Genomic DNA, 17653 nt, shown 5'->3' on the forward strand with positions numbered 1-17653 from the left:
CCAGCGGCATGAAGCTCTATGCCGACACCCCCGCTCGCCGGGCAGCCCAGGTCCTGGGCGACGTGGCCGCCGTGCTGTTCGTCCTGGTGTCCGTCCTGCTCGCCAGGAAGGTGCACGAGGCGACGCTCCGACTGGCGACGCCCGGCCGCCGCATCGAGGCCGCAGGGGACGACCTCGCCGCCCGACTCCGGGACGCGGGCGCGCGACTCTCCGACGTGCCACTCGTCGGAGACGCGGCGGGAAAGCCCTTCGACGGCGCGAGCGGAGCGGCGTCGGGTCTCGCGGATGCCGGCCGGGCCCAGGTGCACGCCGCCACGACGTTGGCCGACTGGCTCGGTGTGGCGGTGGCCCTCATTCCCGTGGTGCTGCTCCTGGTGTTCTACCTGCCGCCACGGCTGAGGTTCGTCCGGCGGGCCAGTGCGGGACAGCGGTTCCTCGACTCTGGCGCCGACCTCGACCTCTTCGCCCTGCGGGCGCTCACCCACCAGCCGCTCCATGTGCTGGCGCGGATCACCGACGATCCGGCCGGTGCCTGGCGTCGCAGGGACGGCGTGGTGCTCAACCGCCTCGCCGCACTCGAGCTCCGCTCGGTGGGGCTCCAACCACCGAGGACGGCGCGGCAGGTCAGCGGCCGGGAGTGAGCTCGTCGAGGACGATGAGGGTCTTGGTGCCGAGGAGCTTGCCGGTCTTGCGCATCTGGTTGACCACGCGGGCGAGGTGGTCGACGTTGTCGACCCGCACCCGGACCAGCGCGTCGGGGTCGCCTGCGATGGTGAGCATCTGGACGACCTCGGGCATCACCTCGAGGTCGGCCCAGACCGAGTCGACCTCCAGCGAGCCGAGCATGCGGACCTCGATGAACGCCTCGATCGCGGTGCCGGTGCGGGCGTAGTTGACCACCGTCGTGTAGCCCTCGATCACGCCGTCGCGCTCGAGGCGGTCGATCCGGCGTGCGACAGGCGCGGGTGAGAGGCCCACGTGCTCGGCGATCTCGGCGACCGGACGCCGGGCGTTCTTGGCGAGCAGCTCGAGGATCTGCCGGTCGATCGCGTCCACGCACGAATCCTACAAAGGGGCGCTCGATCCCTCGTGAGAACGGACGACGCGCAGCGGGATCCATGCGCGATAGGACTGGGATCATGCGGCGATGTTGTGAGCCACTGTCATGAGGAGAAGTGTGAGCCACAGCACATCACGACGGAGGCTGGCATGAGTACCACGACCCTCGCGCGCACTGTGGCGACGCTGGACGACCGCTATACGGCCACGACTGGCGACGTGATGCTGAGCGGCATCCAGGCACTGGTCCGCACGCTGCTCGACCAGCGCCGCCTGGACGAGACGCGGGGGCTGAACACCGGGCTCTTCCTCTCCGGCTACCAGGGCTCGCCCCTGGGTGGCATCGACCGCGAGGTGCTGCGTACGTCGACCATGATGGAGTCCGCCGGCGTGGTCTTCCGCCCCGGACTCAACGAGGAGCTCGCCGCCACCGCCGTGGCCGGGACGCAGCTCATCGGTGAGCTCGGGAAGCGGACTGTCGACGGCATCACGGGTGTCTGGTTCGGCAAGAACCCCGGCTTCGACCGGGCCGCCGACGCCCTCCGGCACGGCAACATCTCCGGCACCAACCCGCTGGGCGGCGCCGTGGCCTGGATCGGTGACGACCCGTCGTCGAAGTCCTCGACCGTCCCGAGCTCGTGCGAGCCGATGTGCCGCTCGCTGATGATGCCGCTGCTGGCGCCCGGCTCCGTCGAGGAGATCCTCAGCTTCGGGTTGCACGCGATCGCGTTGTCCCGGCACGCGGGCCTGTGGGCCGGGCTCAAGATCGTCGCGGACGTGGCCGACTCGACCTCGGTCGTCTCGGTCGACGGTCTGCTCGAGTCGATCCCCGACCTCCAGCGTGCGCGGGCCTTCGCCCCGCCAACCCTGCTGCCGCCGACGAATCTCGACGCCGAGTTCGACCTGATGACCCAGCGCCTGGCCCGGGCGAGCGAGTATGCCGAGGCTGCCGGCCTCAACCGGATCGCGTACGACCCGCCGGCCGCGCGGACGGCGATCGTCGCGGCGGGTCTGAGCTTCCAGTCCGTGCTCCTCGCGCTGCGCGACCTCGGCGTCACCGAGGCGGATCTCGCCGCGCACGGCATCCGGCTCGTCCAGCTCGGGATGCCGTGGCCGCTCGAGCCCGTCGCGACCCGTCGCCTCGTCGAGGGCGTGGAGCGGATCCTGGTCGTCGAGGACAAGCTCCCGTTCCTGGAGGGCCTGTTCAAGGAGATCCTCTACCGCGTACCGAACCCGCCGCTCGTCCTCGGCAAGTATGACGAGCACGGTGCTCCCCTGCTGACTTCGCGCAGCCAGCTGCTCTCCGACGACATCGTCGGCGCGCTGACGCGTGCCGTCCCCGGGCTCGGGTCAGCGGCCTTCCGTGTGCCGGCTCCCCGTCGGCGTACCCGGCATCTGGAGCTGCTGCCGTCGCGTACCCCCGCCTTCTGCTCGGGGTGCCCGCACAGCGTCTCGACCCGGGCCGAGGGCGACCAGCTCGTCGGAGTCGGGATCGGCTGCCACGTGATGGTCGCCCTCGAGCCGACGGTGACGGGCGGGCCCAAGCGCGGACAGCTGGTCGGTCTTACACAGATGGGCGGCGAGGGCACGCAGTGGATCGGGCTCGAGCCCTTCACCGACGACCGCCACTTCTTCCAGAACGTCGGTGACGGCACGTTCTACCACTCGGCTTCGCTCGCGATCCGTGCAGCGGTGGCGGCCGGATCGACGATCACCTACAAGATGCTCTTCAACGACGCCGTCGCGATGACGGGCGGTCAGCATCCGTCGGGACAGATGGACATCCCGGCCCTCACGAAGTGGCTGGCGTTGGAGGGCGTACGCCGGATCGCGATCACCTCCGCACACCCGGAGACCTGGCGCCGCACCCGCTTCGCTCCGGGCGTCAGCGTCCATCACCGCGACCAGATCCCGGAGCTGCAACGGCGTCTCGCGGACGAACCCGGCGTCACGGTGCTGCTTCACATCGATCGGTGCGCGACCGAGGAGCGCCGCCTTCGTAAGAGGGGGAGGGCGGTCGCTCCGAAGGAGCGCATCTGGATCAATGAGCGCGTCTGTGAGGGCTGCGGCGATTGCGGAGATAAGTCGACATGTCTCTCTGTCGTCCCGGTGGACACCGAGTTCGGGCGGAAGACCCACATCCACCAGTCCTCCTGCAACCAGGACTTCTCCTGTCTCGCCGGCGACTGCCCGTCGTTCGTTCGTGTGACGCCGTCGGGCAAGCCGCGGCTCGTCCCGGTCCCGGACGTCGAGTTGCCGAAACCCCAAGCCCGCGTGGGATCTGAGCTCCTCGTCCGGATGCCCGGTATCGGTGGGACGGGCGTCGTGACGGTCTCGGCGGTGCTGCAGATGGCCGCCTTCCTGGACGGTCGCTACGCCGCCGGTGTCGAGCAGATCGGCCTGGCACAGAAGGGCGGACCGGTCATCTCCGACATCCGATTCTCCGATTCGCCGGTGACGGGCCAGCTCCGCGCGGGGCGGGGGACTGTCGACGTACTCCTGGCGCTGGATCCCATCGGTGGTGCCACCGATGAGATGCTGGACACGCTCCGCCCCGGCGCCCTCGCCGTGGTCAACACGGGCGAGGTCGCAACGTCGGCGATGGTGCAGGACACGACCGTCACCATGCCCGCGCCGACCGAGCTGCGCTCGCGGATCGACTCCGCCACTCTCGCCCCCGAGAACGTGTACGTCGACGCCGACGCCCTGGCGATGCGCCACTTCGCCGACCACATGCCGACCAACATGATCGTCATCGGGGCCGCGCTGCAGCAGGGCCTGCTCCCCCTCAGCGTCGAGGCGCTCGAGGAGGCGATCCGGCTCAACGGTGCCTCCGTCGAGAACAACCTCGCCGCCCTGCGGCTGGGCCGGATCACCATCGCGGCGCCCGAGGCGCTGCGAGCAACTGCCCTGTCGGACGGGAGCGAGCGCCCTTCCGGCGAGGGGTCGAGGATCGAGCGCCTGGCGGACGAGCTGACGGCGTGGCAGGACAGCACGACGGCGGAGCGGTTCGTGGCCGACGTACGCGAGGTGGCCGACGTCGACGAGAAGCTCGGCGCCGCCTATGCGGACGGACTCTTCAAGCTGACGGCCTACAAGGACGAGTACGAGGTCGCCCGACTGCACCTGGACTCGGTCGAGCGGGCCAAGCTCAGCGACCAGTTCGGCGAGGACGCGAAGGTGAAGATCCTGCTCCACCCGCCCGTACTCCGCGCGCTCGGGATGAAGCGCAAGATCGCCCTCGGCGGTTGGTTCCTGCCGATCCTCCGGCTCCTCTACGCCCTGCGCGGTCTCCGGAAGACGCGCTTGAACCCCTTCGGTCTCGGTGAGGTCCGACGGACCGAGGCCGCTCTCGCCGACGAGTACCGCGCCGTGATGCGCACCGCGCTGGAGCTCGACACGAGGCACCGGTGCACGGATCTCCTGCTCGAGCTGGCCGACACACCTGATCTGGTGCGCGGCTACGAGGAGGTGAAGCTCCGCAACGTCGAGCGCTACCGCGCCCGCGTCGGCGAGCTGATGGCACAGATCGAGGCGACAGCCTCGGCCACTCCCGAGGCCACACCCCCGGCCTCCACACAGATAAGGAACCCCGCGTGAGCATCACCCTCACGGACGCACGCAACACCGGCGAGCTCCCCGAGCTGGGCCTGTCCGAACAGCTCGTCCTCTGCAGCGACCAGTCGGTCGGTCTCCAGGCCGCCATCGCCATCGACAACACCACCCTCGGCCCGGGCCTCGGCGGCGTCCGCTTCACGTCCTACCCCGACCTGTGGGCCGGCGCGCGCGAGGCGCAGCGCCTGGCCCGCGGCATGACCGCGAAGAACGCGCTCGCCGGGCTTCCGTACGGCGGCGCCAAGTCGGTCATCGTTGCCGACGCTGCTACTGATTCCTTCTCCCCCGAGGAGCGCGCGGCGCTGATGCGCCGCTTCGGTGAGTTCGTCGCCCGACTCGGCGGCACCTACCTCCCCGGCGTCGACATGGGCACCACCGGTGAGGACATGAAGGCCATGACCGCCGCCGGCGCCGACGCGACCTGCTCCGACGAGGACCCGTCACCCTGGACCGCCCTCGGTGTCTTCGAGGCGATCCGCAGCGGCGCCCGTCACGCCCTCGGCGCCACCGAGCTCGACGGTGTGCGCGTCCTCGTCCAGGGCGTCGGCCACGTCGGTCACTCACTCGCCAAGCAGCTCGCCGAACACGGCGCCCGCGTGAGCGTCACCGACGTCGACGCCACCCGGGCCCAAGACGTCGCCGACAGCCTCGGCGCCACGGCGATCGACCCGGCCGAGGTCATCGCCTACGACTGCGACATCTTCGCTCCGTGCGCCACTGCCCGCGTCATCACGGCGCAGAACCTCCCCACGCTCCGGTGCCAGGTCGTCGCCGGTGCCGCCAACGACACCCTCGCCACCGATGACCTCGCCACCGCGCTGCATGAGGCCGGCATCCTCTACGTCCCCGACTTCGTCGCGAACGCAGGCGGCGTGATCCACATCCACGGCCTCCGGATGCGCTGGGACCACTCGCTCATCCGCGCCTCCGTCGAGGAGATCGGGCACCGTGTCGACGTACTCCTGGAGGAGGCGGGCGAGTCCGGACTCACGCCGCTCGAGGCGGCCGCCGTACAGCGCGATCGCATCCTCGCCCGCGGAATGCAGAGGGAGCGCGCCCTGCTACCGTGACAGTGAAGCTGTCACTGTCGGCACCGTCTGCCGCTAGCAACCCAGGAGGGCCCGCTCCGATGCCTGCCACGTCGTCGATCAACGCTCCGTCGATTTACGAGGCGGAGCATGAGGACTTCCGTCAGACCTGTCGCGCCTTCATCGAGCGTGAGATCACGCCGTTCCACGACCAGTGGGAGAAGGACGGCCTGGTGCCACGCGCGGTCTGGAAGAAGGCCGGGGACGCGGGCCTGCTCTGCTTCGACGTCGACGAGGAGTACGGCGGCCCGGGGATCAAGGACTTCCGGTTCAACGCGGTCTTCCACGAGGAGCTCGCCAGGGCCTCGGCCAGTGGACCGGGCTTCTTCGTCCACACCGACATCATCGTCCCCTACATCTCGCACTTGGGAACCGAGGAGCAGAAGCAGCGCTGGCTCCCCGGCACGGTGAGCGGCGACACCATCACCGCCGTCGCGATGACCGAGCCCGGCGCCGGCTCGGACCTCCAGGGAATCCAGACCCGGGCCGTGCTCTCGGAGGACGGCAGCCACTACATCCTCAACGGCTCCAAGACGTTCATCTCCAACGGCATCAACGCCGACCTCGTCATCGTCGTCTGCAAGACCGACCCCGAGGCAGGCGCCAACGGCATCTCCCTCCTCGTCGTCGAGCGCGGCATGGAGGGCTTCGAGCGCGGCCGCAACCTGGAGAAGGTCGGCATGAAGGCGCAGGACACGGCTGAGCTCTCCTTCACCGACGTCCGCGTGCCCGTCGAGAACCGTCTCGGCGACGAGGGGACGGGCTTCATCTCCCTCATGACGCTGCTGCCGCAGGAGCGCATCTCCGTCGCCTCCATCGCCGTCGCGGCGATCGAGGCGGTACTGGAGATGAGCCTCGACTACGCCCGCAGCCGCACCGCCTTCGGCAAGCCGATCGGCCGCAACCAGACGATGAGCTTCGATCTCGCCGAGATGGCGACCGAGGCCTACATCGCCCGCCTCTTCGTCAACGACGCCATCACGCAGCTCAACGCCGGTACCGCCGACACGGTGCTCGCCTCCATGGCGAAGTGGTGGACCACCGAGCTGCAGAAGAAGACCGTCGACAAGGGCGTCCAGATCCACGGCGGCTACGGCTACATGCTCGAGTACCCGATCGCGAAGGCCTTCATCGACAGCCGCATCCAGACGATCTACGGCGGCACGACCGAGATCCAGAAGCTGATCATCAGTCGCTTCCTCAACCTCTGAGGCGATTCCCGCGGCACCGGGCCGTCGACGTACCCTCGTGGACATGCCAGTGCCGTGGTGGAGCCGCCGGATGTGGGGCGCGCACCTGCTCGGCCTCATCCTCCTCGTCGCCGCGATCCTGCTCGGCTACTGGCAGCTCAGCGTGTGGCACGACCACCGCGAGGCTGCGAAGGTCGACCTGACGCACGAGACGCCCAAGCCGCTCGACGACGTGATGGGCTCCGACGACCCCTTCCCCTCCGACGGGGTCGGCCGCCCGGTCACCATCTCCGGAACCTGGCTGCCGAGCGGGACGGTCTACGTCAGCGGCCGCACCCACGACGGTCACAGCGGCTACTGGGTCGTCACGCCCATCGCCGTCGGGAGTACGCCGACAGCCCCGGCGATCCCCGTCGTGCGCGGGTGGACGCGGGAGATCCCCGATCCGACCTCAGGAAACCCCGGATTCGGGGAGGTGGCGGGAGCGGTCACGCTGACGGCGTGGCTGCAGCCCGGTGAGGGCGAGCTCGTCAGTGACGACGACCCGGACGACGACGTCATCCCGCAGATGCGGATCGCCGACCTCATCCAGCACGTCGACCAGGACCTCTACGGCGGCTACGCGATCGACCAGAAGCCGACCGCGGGCCTCGAGCCGGCCGACCTCGCGCAGTTGCCCTCGAGTGGTGCGGGCGAGGGGCTGCGCAACTTCCTCTACGCCTTGGAGTGGTGGTTCTTCGGCGGCTTCGCGATCTTCGTCTGGTGGAAGTACGTGATGGAGCTTCGGCACCCTGAGCCCGAGCCGGAGGATGAGGGGGACCCTGAGAATCTGCCTCAGGAACCGGAAGTAGCCTCGACGCCGTGACGAAGCTCTTCACCGCCTACCGGATCCTCGCGATCGCGGTCGGCATCTTCCTCCTGATCGCGACGATCGACTGGCTGATCGTCCACCTGATCAGCGACAGCTTCCCGGACCTGTGGTGGCTCTGGATGCTGCACGGCTACGTCTACATGGCCTACCTCGTCGTCGCGGTCCCGTTCACCCGCAAGGCCAGGTGGCCGCTCTCCTTCGTCGCGCTGATCATCGTCGCCGGCCTCGTCCCGGTGCTGATGTTCTTCGTCGAGCACCACGTCTCCGAGAAGTACAAGCGCGAGCACCCCGAGCTCTTCAAGGAGTCGCCCGGTGACCGCGTAGGCTCACCTGCGTGACTTCAGCGATTCTGCACACCAACCGTGGTGACATCACGATCGAGCTCTTCCCCAACGAGGCGCCCCGCACCGTCGCGTCCTTCGTGGGCCTGGCCAAGGGCGAGCCTGTCGAGGTCGGCCCGGACAGCTTCTACAAGCCCGACCCCCGTGGTCGCGGCGGCCTGCCCGAGGCGGGCAAGCCCTTCTACGACGGCCTGATCTTCCACCGCGTCATCGCGGACTTCATGCTCCAGGGCGGTGACCCGACCGGCACGGGCATGGGCGGCCCCGGCTACGTCTTCGGCGACGAGGTCAACTCCGGCCTCAAGTTCGACAAGCCCTACCTGCTCGCGATGGCCAACGCGGGCCCCGGCACCAACGGCTCACAGTTCTTCATCACCGTCGCGCCCACCGCGTGGCTCACCGGCAAGCACACCATCTTCGGTGAGGTCAAGGACGACGCCTCCAAGGCCGTCGTCGATGCGATCGGTACGACCGCCACCGGTGCCCAGGACCGCCCGGTCGACGAGGTCGTGATCAACACCGTCGAGATCATCGACTGAGAGGTCGCGACACGCGCTTCGCGCGACTCGACCGACGAATCACATGAGTGACCCCGCTGCTCCCGCCCCGAGTGTGCCCACCTGTTACCGGCACCCGGGGCGGGAGTCGCATATCCGCTGTCAGCGCTGCGACCGGCCGATCTGCCCCGACTGCATGGTGAGCGCCAGCGTCGGTTTCCAGTGCCCCGAGTGCGTGCATGAGGGCAACAGGTCCGTGCGACAGGCGCGGACGACGTACGGCGGCCTCATCCCGCGTGGGTTGAGCGTCTCGCTCGTCCTCGTGGCCCTCAACGTCGCGGTCTGGATCGCAATCCAGGCGAGCGGCGGTGACAGCTCGAAGATCGTCGACTGGTTCGGCCTGCTGCCGCGGGGCATCTGCACAGTGCCCGGTGGCTACTACCCGGGCCTCAGCGACAACGCATGCGACGTCACCGGCGGCAGCTGGGTGCCCGGTGTCGCCGACGGCGCGCTCTGGCGGATGGTGACCTCGGTCTTCACGCAGGTGACGCCGATGCACCTCTTCCTCAACATCCTCAACATCTGGATCCTGGGACCGCAGCTGGAGCAGGCCTTCGGCCGCGCGCGGTTCCTCGCCATCTACGCGCTCGCGGGGCTGGCCGGATCGATCACGATCCTCTGGCTGAGTGAGGAGTACAGCAACTCGATCGGCGCCTCGGGCGCGGTCTTCGGTCTGCTCGGCGCACTGCTCGTGATGGTGCTCCGTACCAAGCAGGCACCGCAGGGGATGCTGATCTGGATCGTGCTGTCGATGGGCTACAGCTTCCTCGTGCCCGGCATCTCGTGGCAGGGCCACCTCGGCGGCCTGCTCGGCGGCTTCCTCGTCACCGCCGCCTTCGCCTGGGCGCCGCGCGGCCCGCGCCGACACCTCCTCCAGTGGGGCTCGGTGGCCGTCTTCCTGGTCATCCTCGCCGTGCTCACCGCGGTGCGGATCCACGAGCTGGCGGCTCCCTTGACGGGTATCACACCGAGCTGACCGTCGGAGCCCGCCGGCGACTCAGGCAGCGGAGGTCTTGGCCTGGCGGGTGCGCTGCCGTCCGGTGCGCCATCCGCGCCGCGGCTTCGGCACCCGGATCGCGGTCGGCTGGGGGATGCCGGCCGCCTCGTGCAGGAGTGTCTCGAACCGGTTCGCACATCCGGAGAGCGCGAACTCCGACTCGGCGAGCTGACGTGACGCTCGGCCGACCTCCGCCCGCGCGTCGGCGTCACGGAGCATCGCGACGCACCACTCGGCGGCCTCGTGAAGCGCATCTGGACCGGGCGCGACCACGCCACCACCGGTGCGCGAGATCAGCTCGGACGCGAGGTTCTCCGGGGGCATGATGCCCAGCACGGGTCGGCCCGCACAGAGGTAGGAGAGTGTCTTCGACGGCACCGAGAAGGCACCGGCCTCCCGGTCGAGCACGACCACGAGGATGTCGCCCGAGCCGAGCACCTGGGGCAGCTGCTCGTAGGGCTGGAACGGCAGCCGGGTGAGGGGCACGTCGAGCCGCTCGGCGGACGCCTCGATCGCGGGAACCGCGTGACCCTCGTTGACCACCACCAGGCGGACCGGCTCACCCAGGTCGTGGACCGCCTTCGCGAGCTCGGTGAGGAGGGCGTGGTCGTGCTTGAGACCGAGGGTGCCGGCGTACAACAGGGTCTTCGTGCCGTCGAGGGAGTGCTCCTTCGCCCAGGCGTTGTCGCGCTCGACCGGCACGATCTCGTCGACGGGCGCCCAGTTGGGGATGACCGACGTCTTCCCGGCCGTCCCCCACCTTTCGTGGACGGGCACGAAGGCGGGTGAGATCGCGACGATCGCCGCGGCACGGCAGGAGCACCAGCGCTCGGCGACCTCGAAGACGACCGCGGCGAGGCGGAACACCGGGGAGAGCTTCGTGCCGACGAAGGAACGGAGCGCGACGGCGTAGACGTCCTGGTGCCACAGGACCCACGGGCGGCGCATGACCGCCATCGCGAAGGCGAAGATCACGAGCGTCGGGATCTGCACGTTGGAGACCATCACGATGTCGGCGTCGACCCGGCGGACGTGCTGGATCAGCTCGACGCCGCGGCGGATCTCGCGGCCGAGCCGCTCGACGATCTTGAGGTTCTGGATCGGCTTGTCGCTGCCGATCGCCTCGAAGGTGATCGACTCATCGGGCTGCGCCTTGAGCCGGCCCTTGCCGCAGACGTAGCCGGCGACATAGGAGTGCGTGACCGAGTGGCCCCTGCGGGCGAGTTCCCGACTGAGCTCGGCCTGGAAGGGGTGGCCGCTGTGATCGTGGACGAGGATGCGCATCCCGAGAGACCCCTCTCAGCCCTGCGCCCGCTTGACCTTGTCGAAGATCCACGCGTAGGTGCGCGCCATGCCCTCGATGAGGGGCGTCGAGGGCTCCCAGTCGAAGGCCCGCAGGATCTCGGTGTTGTCGGAGTTGCGGCCGCGCACGCCTTGGGGGGCGTCGAGCTGGTAGGTCCGTTCGCAGGTGATGCCCGCGATCTCCTCCGCGATCGAGTAGAGCTGGTTGATCGTGACGAGCTCGGAGGAGCCGAGGTTGATCGGGTCGACGTAGTCGGAGTCCGTGATCATCTGGATGCCCCGCACGCAGTCGTCGATGTACATGAAGCTGCGGGTCTGCTCGCCGTCGCCCCAGATCTGGAGGCGGTGGTCGCCCGAGATGGCGGCCTCGGCCACCTTGCGGCACACGGCCGCCGGCGCCTTCTCGCGACCACCGGTCCACGTGCCCTCCGGGCCGTACACGTTGTGGAAACGGGCGATCCGGGTCTGCAGGCCGAAGTCCTCCCGGAAGTGGCGCGCCATCCGCTCGGTGAAGAGCTTCTCCCACCCGTAGCCGTCCTCCGGCATGGCGGGGTAGGCGTGCGCCTCGGCCAGGGCGGTGACGTTCGGGTCGGTCTGGTGCTCGGCGGCGTACACGCAGGCCGAGGAGGAGTAGAAGTACCGCTCGACATCGAACTTCTGGGCCGCCTGCAGCATGTGCGTGCTGGTCAGCACCGAGAGCATGCAGAGCGCCTTGTTGTTCTCGATGAAGCCCATGCCGCCCATGTCGGCGGCGAGCATGTAGACCTCACGCGCCCCCTGCGTCGCCGACTCGGCGTCGGCCAGGAGGGAGAGGTCACCCTGCAGGTTCTCCGCGTCGGGGTGGACCTGGTACCACTCGGACTGGGGCTTGATGTCGACCACACGGACGGACTTGCCCGCCTTGAGGAGGTCGGCCACCAGGTGGCCGCCGATGAAGCCGCCGCCACCAGCGACCAAGGCGTCGACGTACGTCGTAGTCACATCAGCCCCCAAGCATCTCGTTACAGGAATTTGGACCTTCTTGTGGCTGCTAACGACCGGAAGTGAACAACGTCACGTCCCTGCTTGCCGGGGCTAGGGTGCTCAGCGTGGATGACGTGGCCCGGGACCTGCCCGACGACGACCTGCGCGCAGCGCTCTATCCGGAGGTCCGTGCCGGCGGCTACACCCGCCACGACGGGTTCGTCGACTTCTACCAGCGGGTCAACGCGTTGCTGGATGCCGACAGCCAGGTGCTCGACTTCGGCGCGGGACGAGGCTCGTGGCAGTTCGAGCCGCTGGCGCCGTACCACCGCAGGTTGCGGGCCTTCCACGAGCGCGTCGCCCGGGTGGTCGGCGTCGATGTGGACCCGGTCGTCCTCGATAACCGCGCCTTGGCCGAGGCGCACGTGATCGAGCCCGCCGGCCGCATCCCGTACGCCGACGCCAGCTTCGACCTCGCCCTCGCCGACTATGTGCTCGAGCATGTCGATGCCGCCGACGCGGAGACGGTCGCCGCGGAGCTGATGCGCGTCGTGAAGCCCGGCGGCTGGCTCGCGGCCCGGACACCCAACAAGTGGGGAATGATCGGGATCGGCGCACGGGCGGTGCCCAACGAGTGGCACGTCCGCGTCCTCACGAGACTCCAGCCCGAGCGCCAGGCGCAGGACGTCTTCCCGGTCCGCTACAGCATGAACACGAAGCGCGATCTGAAGCGTCTCTTCCCCGAGCCGCACGAGGTCGTGGTCTACGGCCACGCCTCGGAGCCGGTCTACTTCGGACGGGACAACCGCGCCGCCTGGCGTGCGGCGCAGTTCATCGACGCGCTCACCCCGCCGGCGCTGCTGCCGACGCTGATGGTCTTCGTCCGCCGGGCCCCCTGAGCGGGGACCGACGGCCTCAGCCTCGCTTCGCGGGGGCGTCCTCGTAGTAGTAGTAGTACGAGCCCGCAGCCCTGCTGGCGACCATGTTGACGACCACGCCGTAGAGCCGGCCGTCGACCTGGGCGATCCGCCCGGCCGCCTCATGTGCCTCGTCCTTCGTCGTGTGCGCGTGGCGGATCACGAGGATGACGCCGTCCGCGAGCGTGGCGAGCACCGAGGAGTCCGCGACCGGCAGCATCGGCGGCGCGTCGATGATCACGGTGTCGTAGCGCTCGGTGAGCTCTCGGATCAGGTCATGGGTGACGTGGGACTGGAGGATCTCGGTGGGGTTCGGCGGCTTCGCGCCGCTGGCCAGCACGTGGAGCCCGCTGGGCTCGTGGATCTGGATCGCCTCGTGCACCTCGGTGCGACCGACCAGCACGGTGGTGAGGCCGACCGCCGGATCGAGGCCGAGGGTGGCGGCGGCACGTGGGCGACGGAGGTCGGCGTCGATGAGGAGGGTGCGGCGGCCGGCCTGCGCCATCGCGACCGCGAGGTTCATCGCCGTGGTCGTCTTGCCCTCGCCCTTGACCGAGGACGTGATCAGGAGGCACTTGGCGTCGCGGTCGAGGTCGACGAACTGCAGGTTGGTGCGCAGCAGGCGGAACGCCTCGGTGCGGGGCGCGAAACCACCGACATCGGTGAGCACCGGGGCGTCGTGCATCCGGTCGTCGTAGTTGATCGTGGCCAGGACCGGCGCGTCGGTGATGTCCGAGACGTCCCCCGAGGCGTGGACGGTCCGGTCGAGCAGGTCGCGGACCAGGGCGAGCGCGATGCCGAGCATGAGGCCGAGGATCAGCGCGACGGCGAGGTTGAGCCCGGACCGGGGCGACACCGCGTTCGGCTCGTACGTCGCCTTGTCGGTGACCGAGGCCGCGATCGGCGAGGTCGGCTTCTTGGCGTCGGTGCTCGTATTCTCGAGCTCCTTGACGTACGCCGTGAAGGCGGTGGTCGCAGCGTTGCAGATGCTCTGGGCCCGCTTCGCGTTGGTGTCCTTCACTGTGAGCTCGATCAGCGACGTGTTGGCCACCACCACCGCGGAGATGTGGTCGGACAGCTCCTTGGCGGTCATGTTGAGGCCGAGGGTGCTGACCACGCGCGCGGCGAGCTCGGTGCTCTGTGCGACGTCGGCGTAGGACGCCGCGCGGGTGTTGGCGAAATAGACGGCCGAGTAGGCGTCGGTGGCGTTCTGGACGTTGACTGAGAGGAAGACGCGTGCCGTGGACTGGTACTGCGGCTTCGCGACGACGAACGTCAGCAGTCCCGTCAGGACCAGCGCGACGCCGACCACGGCGGCGATGCTGCGCCAACGACGACGCAGGATCCCGACAAACTGTTTGGCGTCCACGGTCACTGCTTTCGGTCGATCCGGGTGGTCAGTCGTCGCGATCCTAGGGGACCTGAGGGCTAACCTGCCCGACATGTCCCCCGTGGTTCGCCGGAGTCGGCGCGGCCGGTGGGCCCGCCGTTTGCGGCGCTGGGCACGCGACCATCGGGCCTTCACGGTGCTCGCGGGGGTCTCCGTGGTCGTGCTCCTCCTCGGTGTCTGGGCGGTGGCGCGGGCGGTGCTGGTCGCCCACGAGTTGCAGCAGGTCGCCGAGGAGGGCCAGATCCTCAAGGCCGCTCTCGTCCGGGGTGATCCGGCCGGGTCGCGGGTCGCGCTCGACGACTACCAGCGGGCCGCGGACCGCGCCCGGTCGTGGACCGGCGGCATCACCTGGCAGGTCGCCGAACTCCTGCCGGTCCTGGGCGACGATGCCTCCAGCGTCGAGACGGCGAGCGGCGTGCTCGCCGAGCTCGGGCGCGAGGGCCTGGCCCCTCTCGTGGACGCCGCCCGCGACGTCTCGGCCAACACCTTCCAGCCGAAGGATCACGTCTTCCCGCTCGCGCGCATCGTGGCGGTGCGCAGGCCCGCCGGCATGAGCCGTGCTGCGTTCGACCGGGCCGACGGCGTACTGGACGGGATCCGGACCGCCGGCCTCCTCGGCCCGGTGGCGCGCCGGGTCGCGGAGCTGCGGGAGCTCGTCGGGGCAGCCCGGGCGGCCCTCACCCCGGCCTACACCGCCTCGCGGCTGCTGCCCACCCTCGTCGGTGCCGACGGCCCGCGCGACTATCTGCTGGTCCTGCAGAACAACGCCGAGGTACGCGCGGCCGGCGGGCTGCCGGGCTCACTCTCGCTGATCCATGCCGAGCGCGGACGGGTCACGATCGTCGAGCAGATGGACATGAACGACCTGGGCCAGAGCGACCGCCCGATCCTGCCGCTCACGGCTGATGAGGCGGGCCTCTTCGGCACCGGCCTCGGCCGCGTCGGCCAGGACGCCTCCCTCACCCCGGACATCCCGCGGGCCGCGGAGCTGATCCGGGCGAGGTGGGAGCAGACCGGCCATCGGCAGATCGACGGCGTTCTCTTCGTGGACCCGGTCGCGATCGCCCAACTCCTGGTGGGCGTCGGACCCGTGCCGGTGCCGGACTACGTCGACGTCACCGCCGCGAGTGTGGTGGCGGCCGTCGAGAACACCATCTATCGCGTCCACCCGAACGACGCCGGGGCGCAGAGCGACTACCAGAACGCCGTCGCCAAGGCCGTCTTCAACGCGTTCGTGGAGGGACGGGGTGACTCGGTCGCCTCGATCCAGGGGCTCGTGACCGGCGTCAGCGAAGGACGGATCCGCGCGCACTTCTTCGACCGGGACGACCAGCGCCTGATCGCCGGCACCACGATCGCCGGGGAGCTGCCGCAGCAGGCCGACGAGCATCCGGACGTGGGCGTCTATCTCAACGACTCGACGCAGGCGAAGATGTCCTACTACCTCCGCAACGACACCACGCTCCTCGCCAGCTCATGCATCGGAGGAGTGCAGGAGCTGGCGGGTCGGATCGAGCTGACCAACGACACCCCGACGGATCTCGCCGACCTTCCGTGGAGCGTGACCGGCGCGCCCGCGGCGGGCGACTACCTCACTCCGGGCCAGCAGCTGCTCATCGTCTATGTCTGGGCACCGGTCGGCGGTCAGGTCACCGCGCTCGCGTACGACGGCAGGCGCTATCCCACCGTCACGACCGTCCCGTTCGGAAGGCGTCGGGTCGTCCCCGTCGAGGTGCGCCTCGATCCCGAGGCGACTCACACGATCACCTTCACCGTGCGCTCCGGCCGCGGCCAGGTCGGAGCCACTCACCTGGACGTGACACCGGGCGCCCTCCCCGGCACCGACAGCGCCACGGTGCCGTCCCTGTGCTGATCGCCCTCGCCCGTAGCGCGCTGCCGACCCCTGCGTTCACAGTGGTATGAGCATGACCACACAACCGGCGAGGGTGCGGAGGAGGTCGCCGCGTCGCGCTCGACGCGGCCCGCTCTTCTGGCCGGGCGCGATCCTGGTCGCCGCGGGCGTCGGCATCATGGTGTGGCTCGCCTGGCAGTTCTGGGTGACGAACTGGCTCTCCCACCACCGCCAACAGGAGGTGACCTCCGAACTCCACCGTGGCTGGCAGGGTGGCTCGGACCGCGTACACACCGACTTCGGCACCGCCATCGCGATCCTGCACATTCCGCGGTTCGGCGACGACTTCGCCGTTCCCGTCCTCGAGGGTGACAGCGCGGGGGTGCTCGCGGCCGGCACGGGTCACCTGCCCGGCACGGCACTCCCGGGTGCCGTCGGCAACTTCGTCGTCGCCGGCCACCGCGTCACGCACGGCGAGCCGTTCGCCGACTTCCCCGACCTGCGGGCGCACGACAAGGTCTACGTCGAGACCCGCACGACGACGTACATCTACGAGCTCGAGAACTCCGGCAGGTCGCTCGTGGTGCCGTTCACCGCGACCTGGGTTGCTGATCCCTCGCCGGTGAATCCCAGCGGTGGGATGCAGCCGACCGGGGTGGGCGACAGGCTTCTCACCCTGTTCACCTGCTCCGAGCTCTTCCACACCGACAACCGGAGCGTCGTCTTCGGACATCTGGTCGGGACTTCCCATGCTGTGGCACACTGACAAGCCAAGGCCTGATGTGGGCCCGGTCACACGTCTGTCATGGGGGTCGGCGTGATCAGGAAGCTTCTCGGACTGCTCACACTGATGGCCGCTGCTCTGGCCATCGGCGCGGTGAGTCCTGCCCAGGCAGCCGACTACGGCGGCCCGCTGCCGACGGAGACGCAGGTCAGCGTCTCGGTCGAGGGGCAGACCGTCACCGTCCACTTCTGGGCCAGCGCCAACACCTCCGACAGCTCCGCGCCGACGGGCACGCTGGTCGTCGAGATCACGACGGCCAGCGCCTCCGCGCGGACCGCGATTGCTCCGGCCGTCTCCCTGCGGACCGGCGTCGCCGGCCGTGCGAGTGGCACCGTGGTTCGTTCCGGCACCTACCGGTTCGACGGGTCACCCATCACGGTCAAGCTCTCTGGTCTCAAGAAGGGCACGTACGTCGCCTCGGCGAGCTTCACACCCGACAACGCCGATCGCTTCCTCCCGTCGACGGGCCAGAACACCTTCCGGGTCGGCGCCAGCGCGCTGCAGGCCACCGCCACGGCAGATGACACCGACACCGACGCCCTGTCGAACGCCGTTGCCGGGTTGGTGAACACAGGCGGACCGGACCGGGTCTGGCTCATCCTTGCGCTGGCCCTCCTCGGCGTGGGATCCGTAGGGATGTACGTCGGCCGCCGCCGCGTCCGCCACTGACCCGGACCCCGTCGTCCCATCGTCAGACTCGTCGTCGCCTTTCCCACCGCACCGGAGT

General features: G+C 69.5%; 16 protein-coding genes. 12 read left to right on the top strand and 4 right to left on the bottom strand.

Features of this window, described 5'->3' with window-relative positions; genetic code table 11:
* The first annotated feature begins 8 nt into the window (after positions 1-8).
* Positions 9-641, top strand: a complete 633-nt coding sequence (locus tag LH076_RS16275; protein ID WP_227781802.1) for a hypothetical protein — start codon at positions 9-11, stop codon at positions 639-641.
* On the opposite strand, the gene LH076_RS16280 is transcribed toward LH076_RS16275, so the two are convergent.
* Positions 625-1056, bottom strand: coding sequence for an Lrp/AsnC family transcriptional regulator (locus LH076_RS16280; RefSeq protein ID WP_227781803.1), 432 nt, complete (start codon positions 1054-1056; stop codon positions 625-627). The genes LH076_RS16275 and LH076_RS16280 overlap by 17 nt on opposite strands.
* Positions 1057-1209: 153 nt before the next feature.
* Between LH076_RS16280 and LH076_RS16285 the strand changes: the two genes are divergently transcribed.
* From LH076_RS16285 to LH076_RS16315, 7 genes are all read left to right on the top strand, one after another.
* Entirely contained in the window at positions 1210-4659 is a 3450-nt protein-coding gene (locus LH076_RS16285) for an indolepyruvate ferredoxin oxidoreductase family protein (RefSeq protein WP_227781804.1), read from the top strand.
* Entirely contained in the window at positions 4656-5744 is a 1089-nt protein-coding gene (locus LH076_RS16290; RefSeq protein WP_227781805.1) for a Glu/Leu/Phe/Val family dehydrogenase, read from the top strand. Before LH076_RS16285 ends, LH076_RS16290 begins: the two co-directional genes overlap by 4 nt.
* Before the next feature lie 59 nt (positions 5745-5803).
* Complete coding sequence (locus LH076_RS16295; protein WP_227781806.1) at positions 5804-6973, top strand: acyl-CoA dehydrogenase family protein; 1170 nt, start codon at positions 5804-5806, stop codon at positions 6971-6973.
* Positions 6974-7016: 43 nt separating this feature from the next.
* Positions 7017-7817, top strand: a complete 801-nt coding sequence (locus LH076_RS16300; RefSeq protein WP_227781807.1) for an SURF1 family protein — start codon at positions 7017-7019, stop codon at positions 7815-7817.
* Positions 7814-8161 carry a DUF3817 domain-containing protein gene (locus LH076_RS16305; protein ID WP_227781808.1) on the top strand — a complete coding sequence of 116 codons (348 nt, stop codon included), beginning with the start codon at positions 7814-7816 and terminating at the stop codon, positions 8159-8161. Before LH076_RS16300 ends, LH076_RS16305 begins: the two co-directional genes overlap by 4 nt.
* Positions 8158-8703: a peptidylprolyl isomerase gene (locus LH076_RS16310; protein ID WP_227781809.1), complete on the top strand. Its 546-nt coding sequence runs from the start codon at positions 8158-8160 to the stop codon at positions 8701-8703. Before LH076_RS16305 ends, LH076_RS16310 begins: the two co-directional genes overlap by 4 nt.
* A 154-nt stretch (positions 8704-8857) precedes the next feature.
* The gene (locus LH076_RS16315) at positions 8858-9697 is read left to right on the top strand and encodes a rhomboid family intramembrane serine protease (RefSeq protein WP_227783658.1); all 840 of its coding nucleotides are present in this window, start codon (positions 8858-8860) and stop codon (positions 9695-9697) included.
* 21 nt (positions 9698-9718) lie between these two features.
* Here LH076_RS16315 and LH076_RS16320 read toward each other — a convergent pair whose 3' ends face one another.
* Entirely contained in the window at positions 9719-11002 is a 1284-nt protein-coding gene (locus LH076_RS16320; RefSeq protein WP_227781810.1) for a glycosyltransferase family 4 protein, read from the bottom strand.
* Positions 11003-11017: 15 nt separating this feature from the next.
* Positions 11018-12001, bottom strand: a complete 984-nt coding sequence (locus LH076_RS16325) for an NAD-dependent epimerase/dehydratase family protein (protein WP_227781811.1) — start codon at positions 11999-12001, stop codon at positions 11018-11020.
* Positions 12002-12108: 107 nt separating this feature from the next.
* On the opposite strand from LH076_RS16325, the gene LH076_RS16330 reads away from it, so the two are divergent.
* Positions 12109-12882, top strand: coding sequence for a methyltransferase domain-containing protein (locus tag LH076_RS16330; protein ID WP_227781812.1), 774 nt, complete (start codon positions 12109-12111; stop codon positions 12880-12882).
* 16 nt (positions 12883-12898) lie between these two features.
* On the opposite strand, the gene LH076_RS16335 is transcribed toward LH076_RS16330, so the two are convergent.
* Complete coding sequence (locus LH076_RS16335) at positions 12899-14269, bottom strand: polysaccharide biosynthesis tyrosine autokinase (protein WP_227781813.1); 1371 nt, start codon at positions 14267-14269, stop codon at positions 12899-12901.
* A 73-nt stretch (positions 14270-14342) separates the two neighbouring features.
* On the opposite strand from LH076_RS16335, the gene LH076_RS16340 reads away from it, so the two are divergent.
* From LH076_RS16340 to LH076_RS16350, 3 genes are read left to right on the top strand one after another with little or no spacing between them, the layout of a single operon-like run.
* A complete protein-coding gene (locus LH076_RS16340; RefSeq protein ID WP_227781814.1) occupies positions 14343-16163 on the top strand; it encodes a DUF4012 domain-containing protein in 1821 nt (606 codons plus the stop codon).
* Between the two features lie 52 nt (positions 16164-16215).
* Positions 16216-16908: a class E sortase gene (locus LH076_RS16345; RefSeq protein WP_227781815.1), complete on the top strand. Its 693-nt coding sequence runs from the start codon at positions 16216-16218 to the stop codon at positions 16906-16908.
* A gap of 51 nt (positions 16909-16959) precedes the next feature.
* Positions 16960-17595: a hypothetical protein gene (locus LH076_RS16350; protein ID WP_227781816.1), complete on the top strand. Its 636-nt coding sequence runs from the start codon at positions 16960-16962 to the stop codon at positions 17593-17595.
* Positions 17596-17653: the final 58 nt, after the last annotated feature.

The sequence above is a fragment of the Nocardioides sp. Kera G14 genome, from assembly GCF_020715565.1.
GTDB lineage: Bacteria > Actinomycetota > Actinomycetes > Propionibacteriales > Nocardioidaceae > Nocardioides.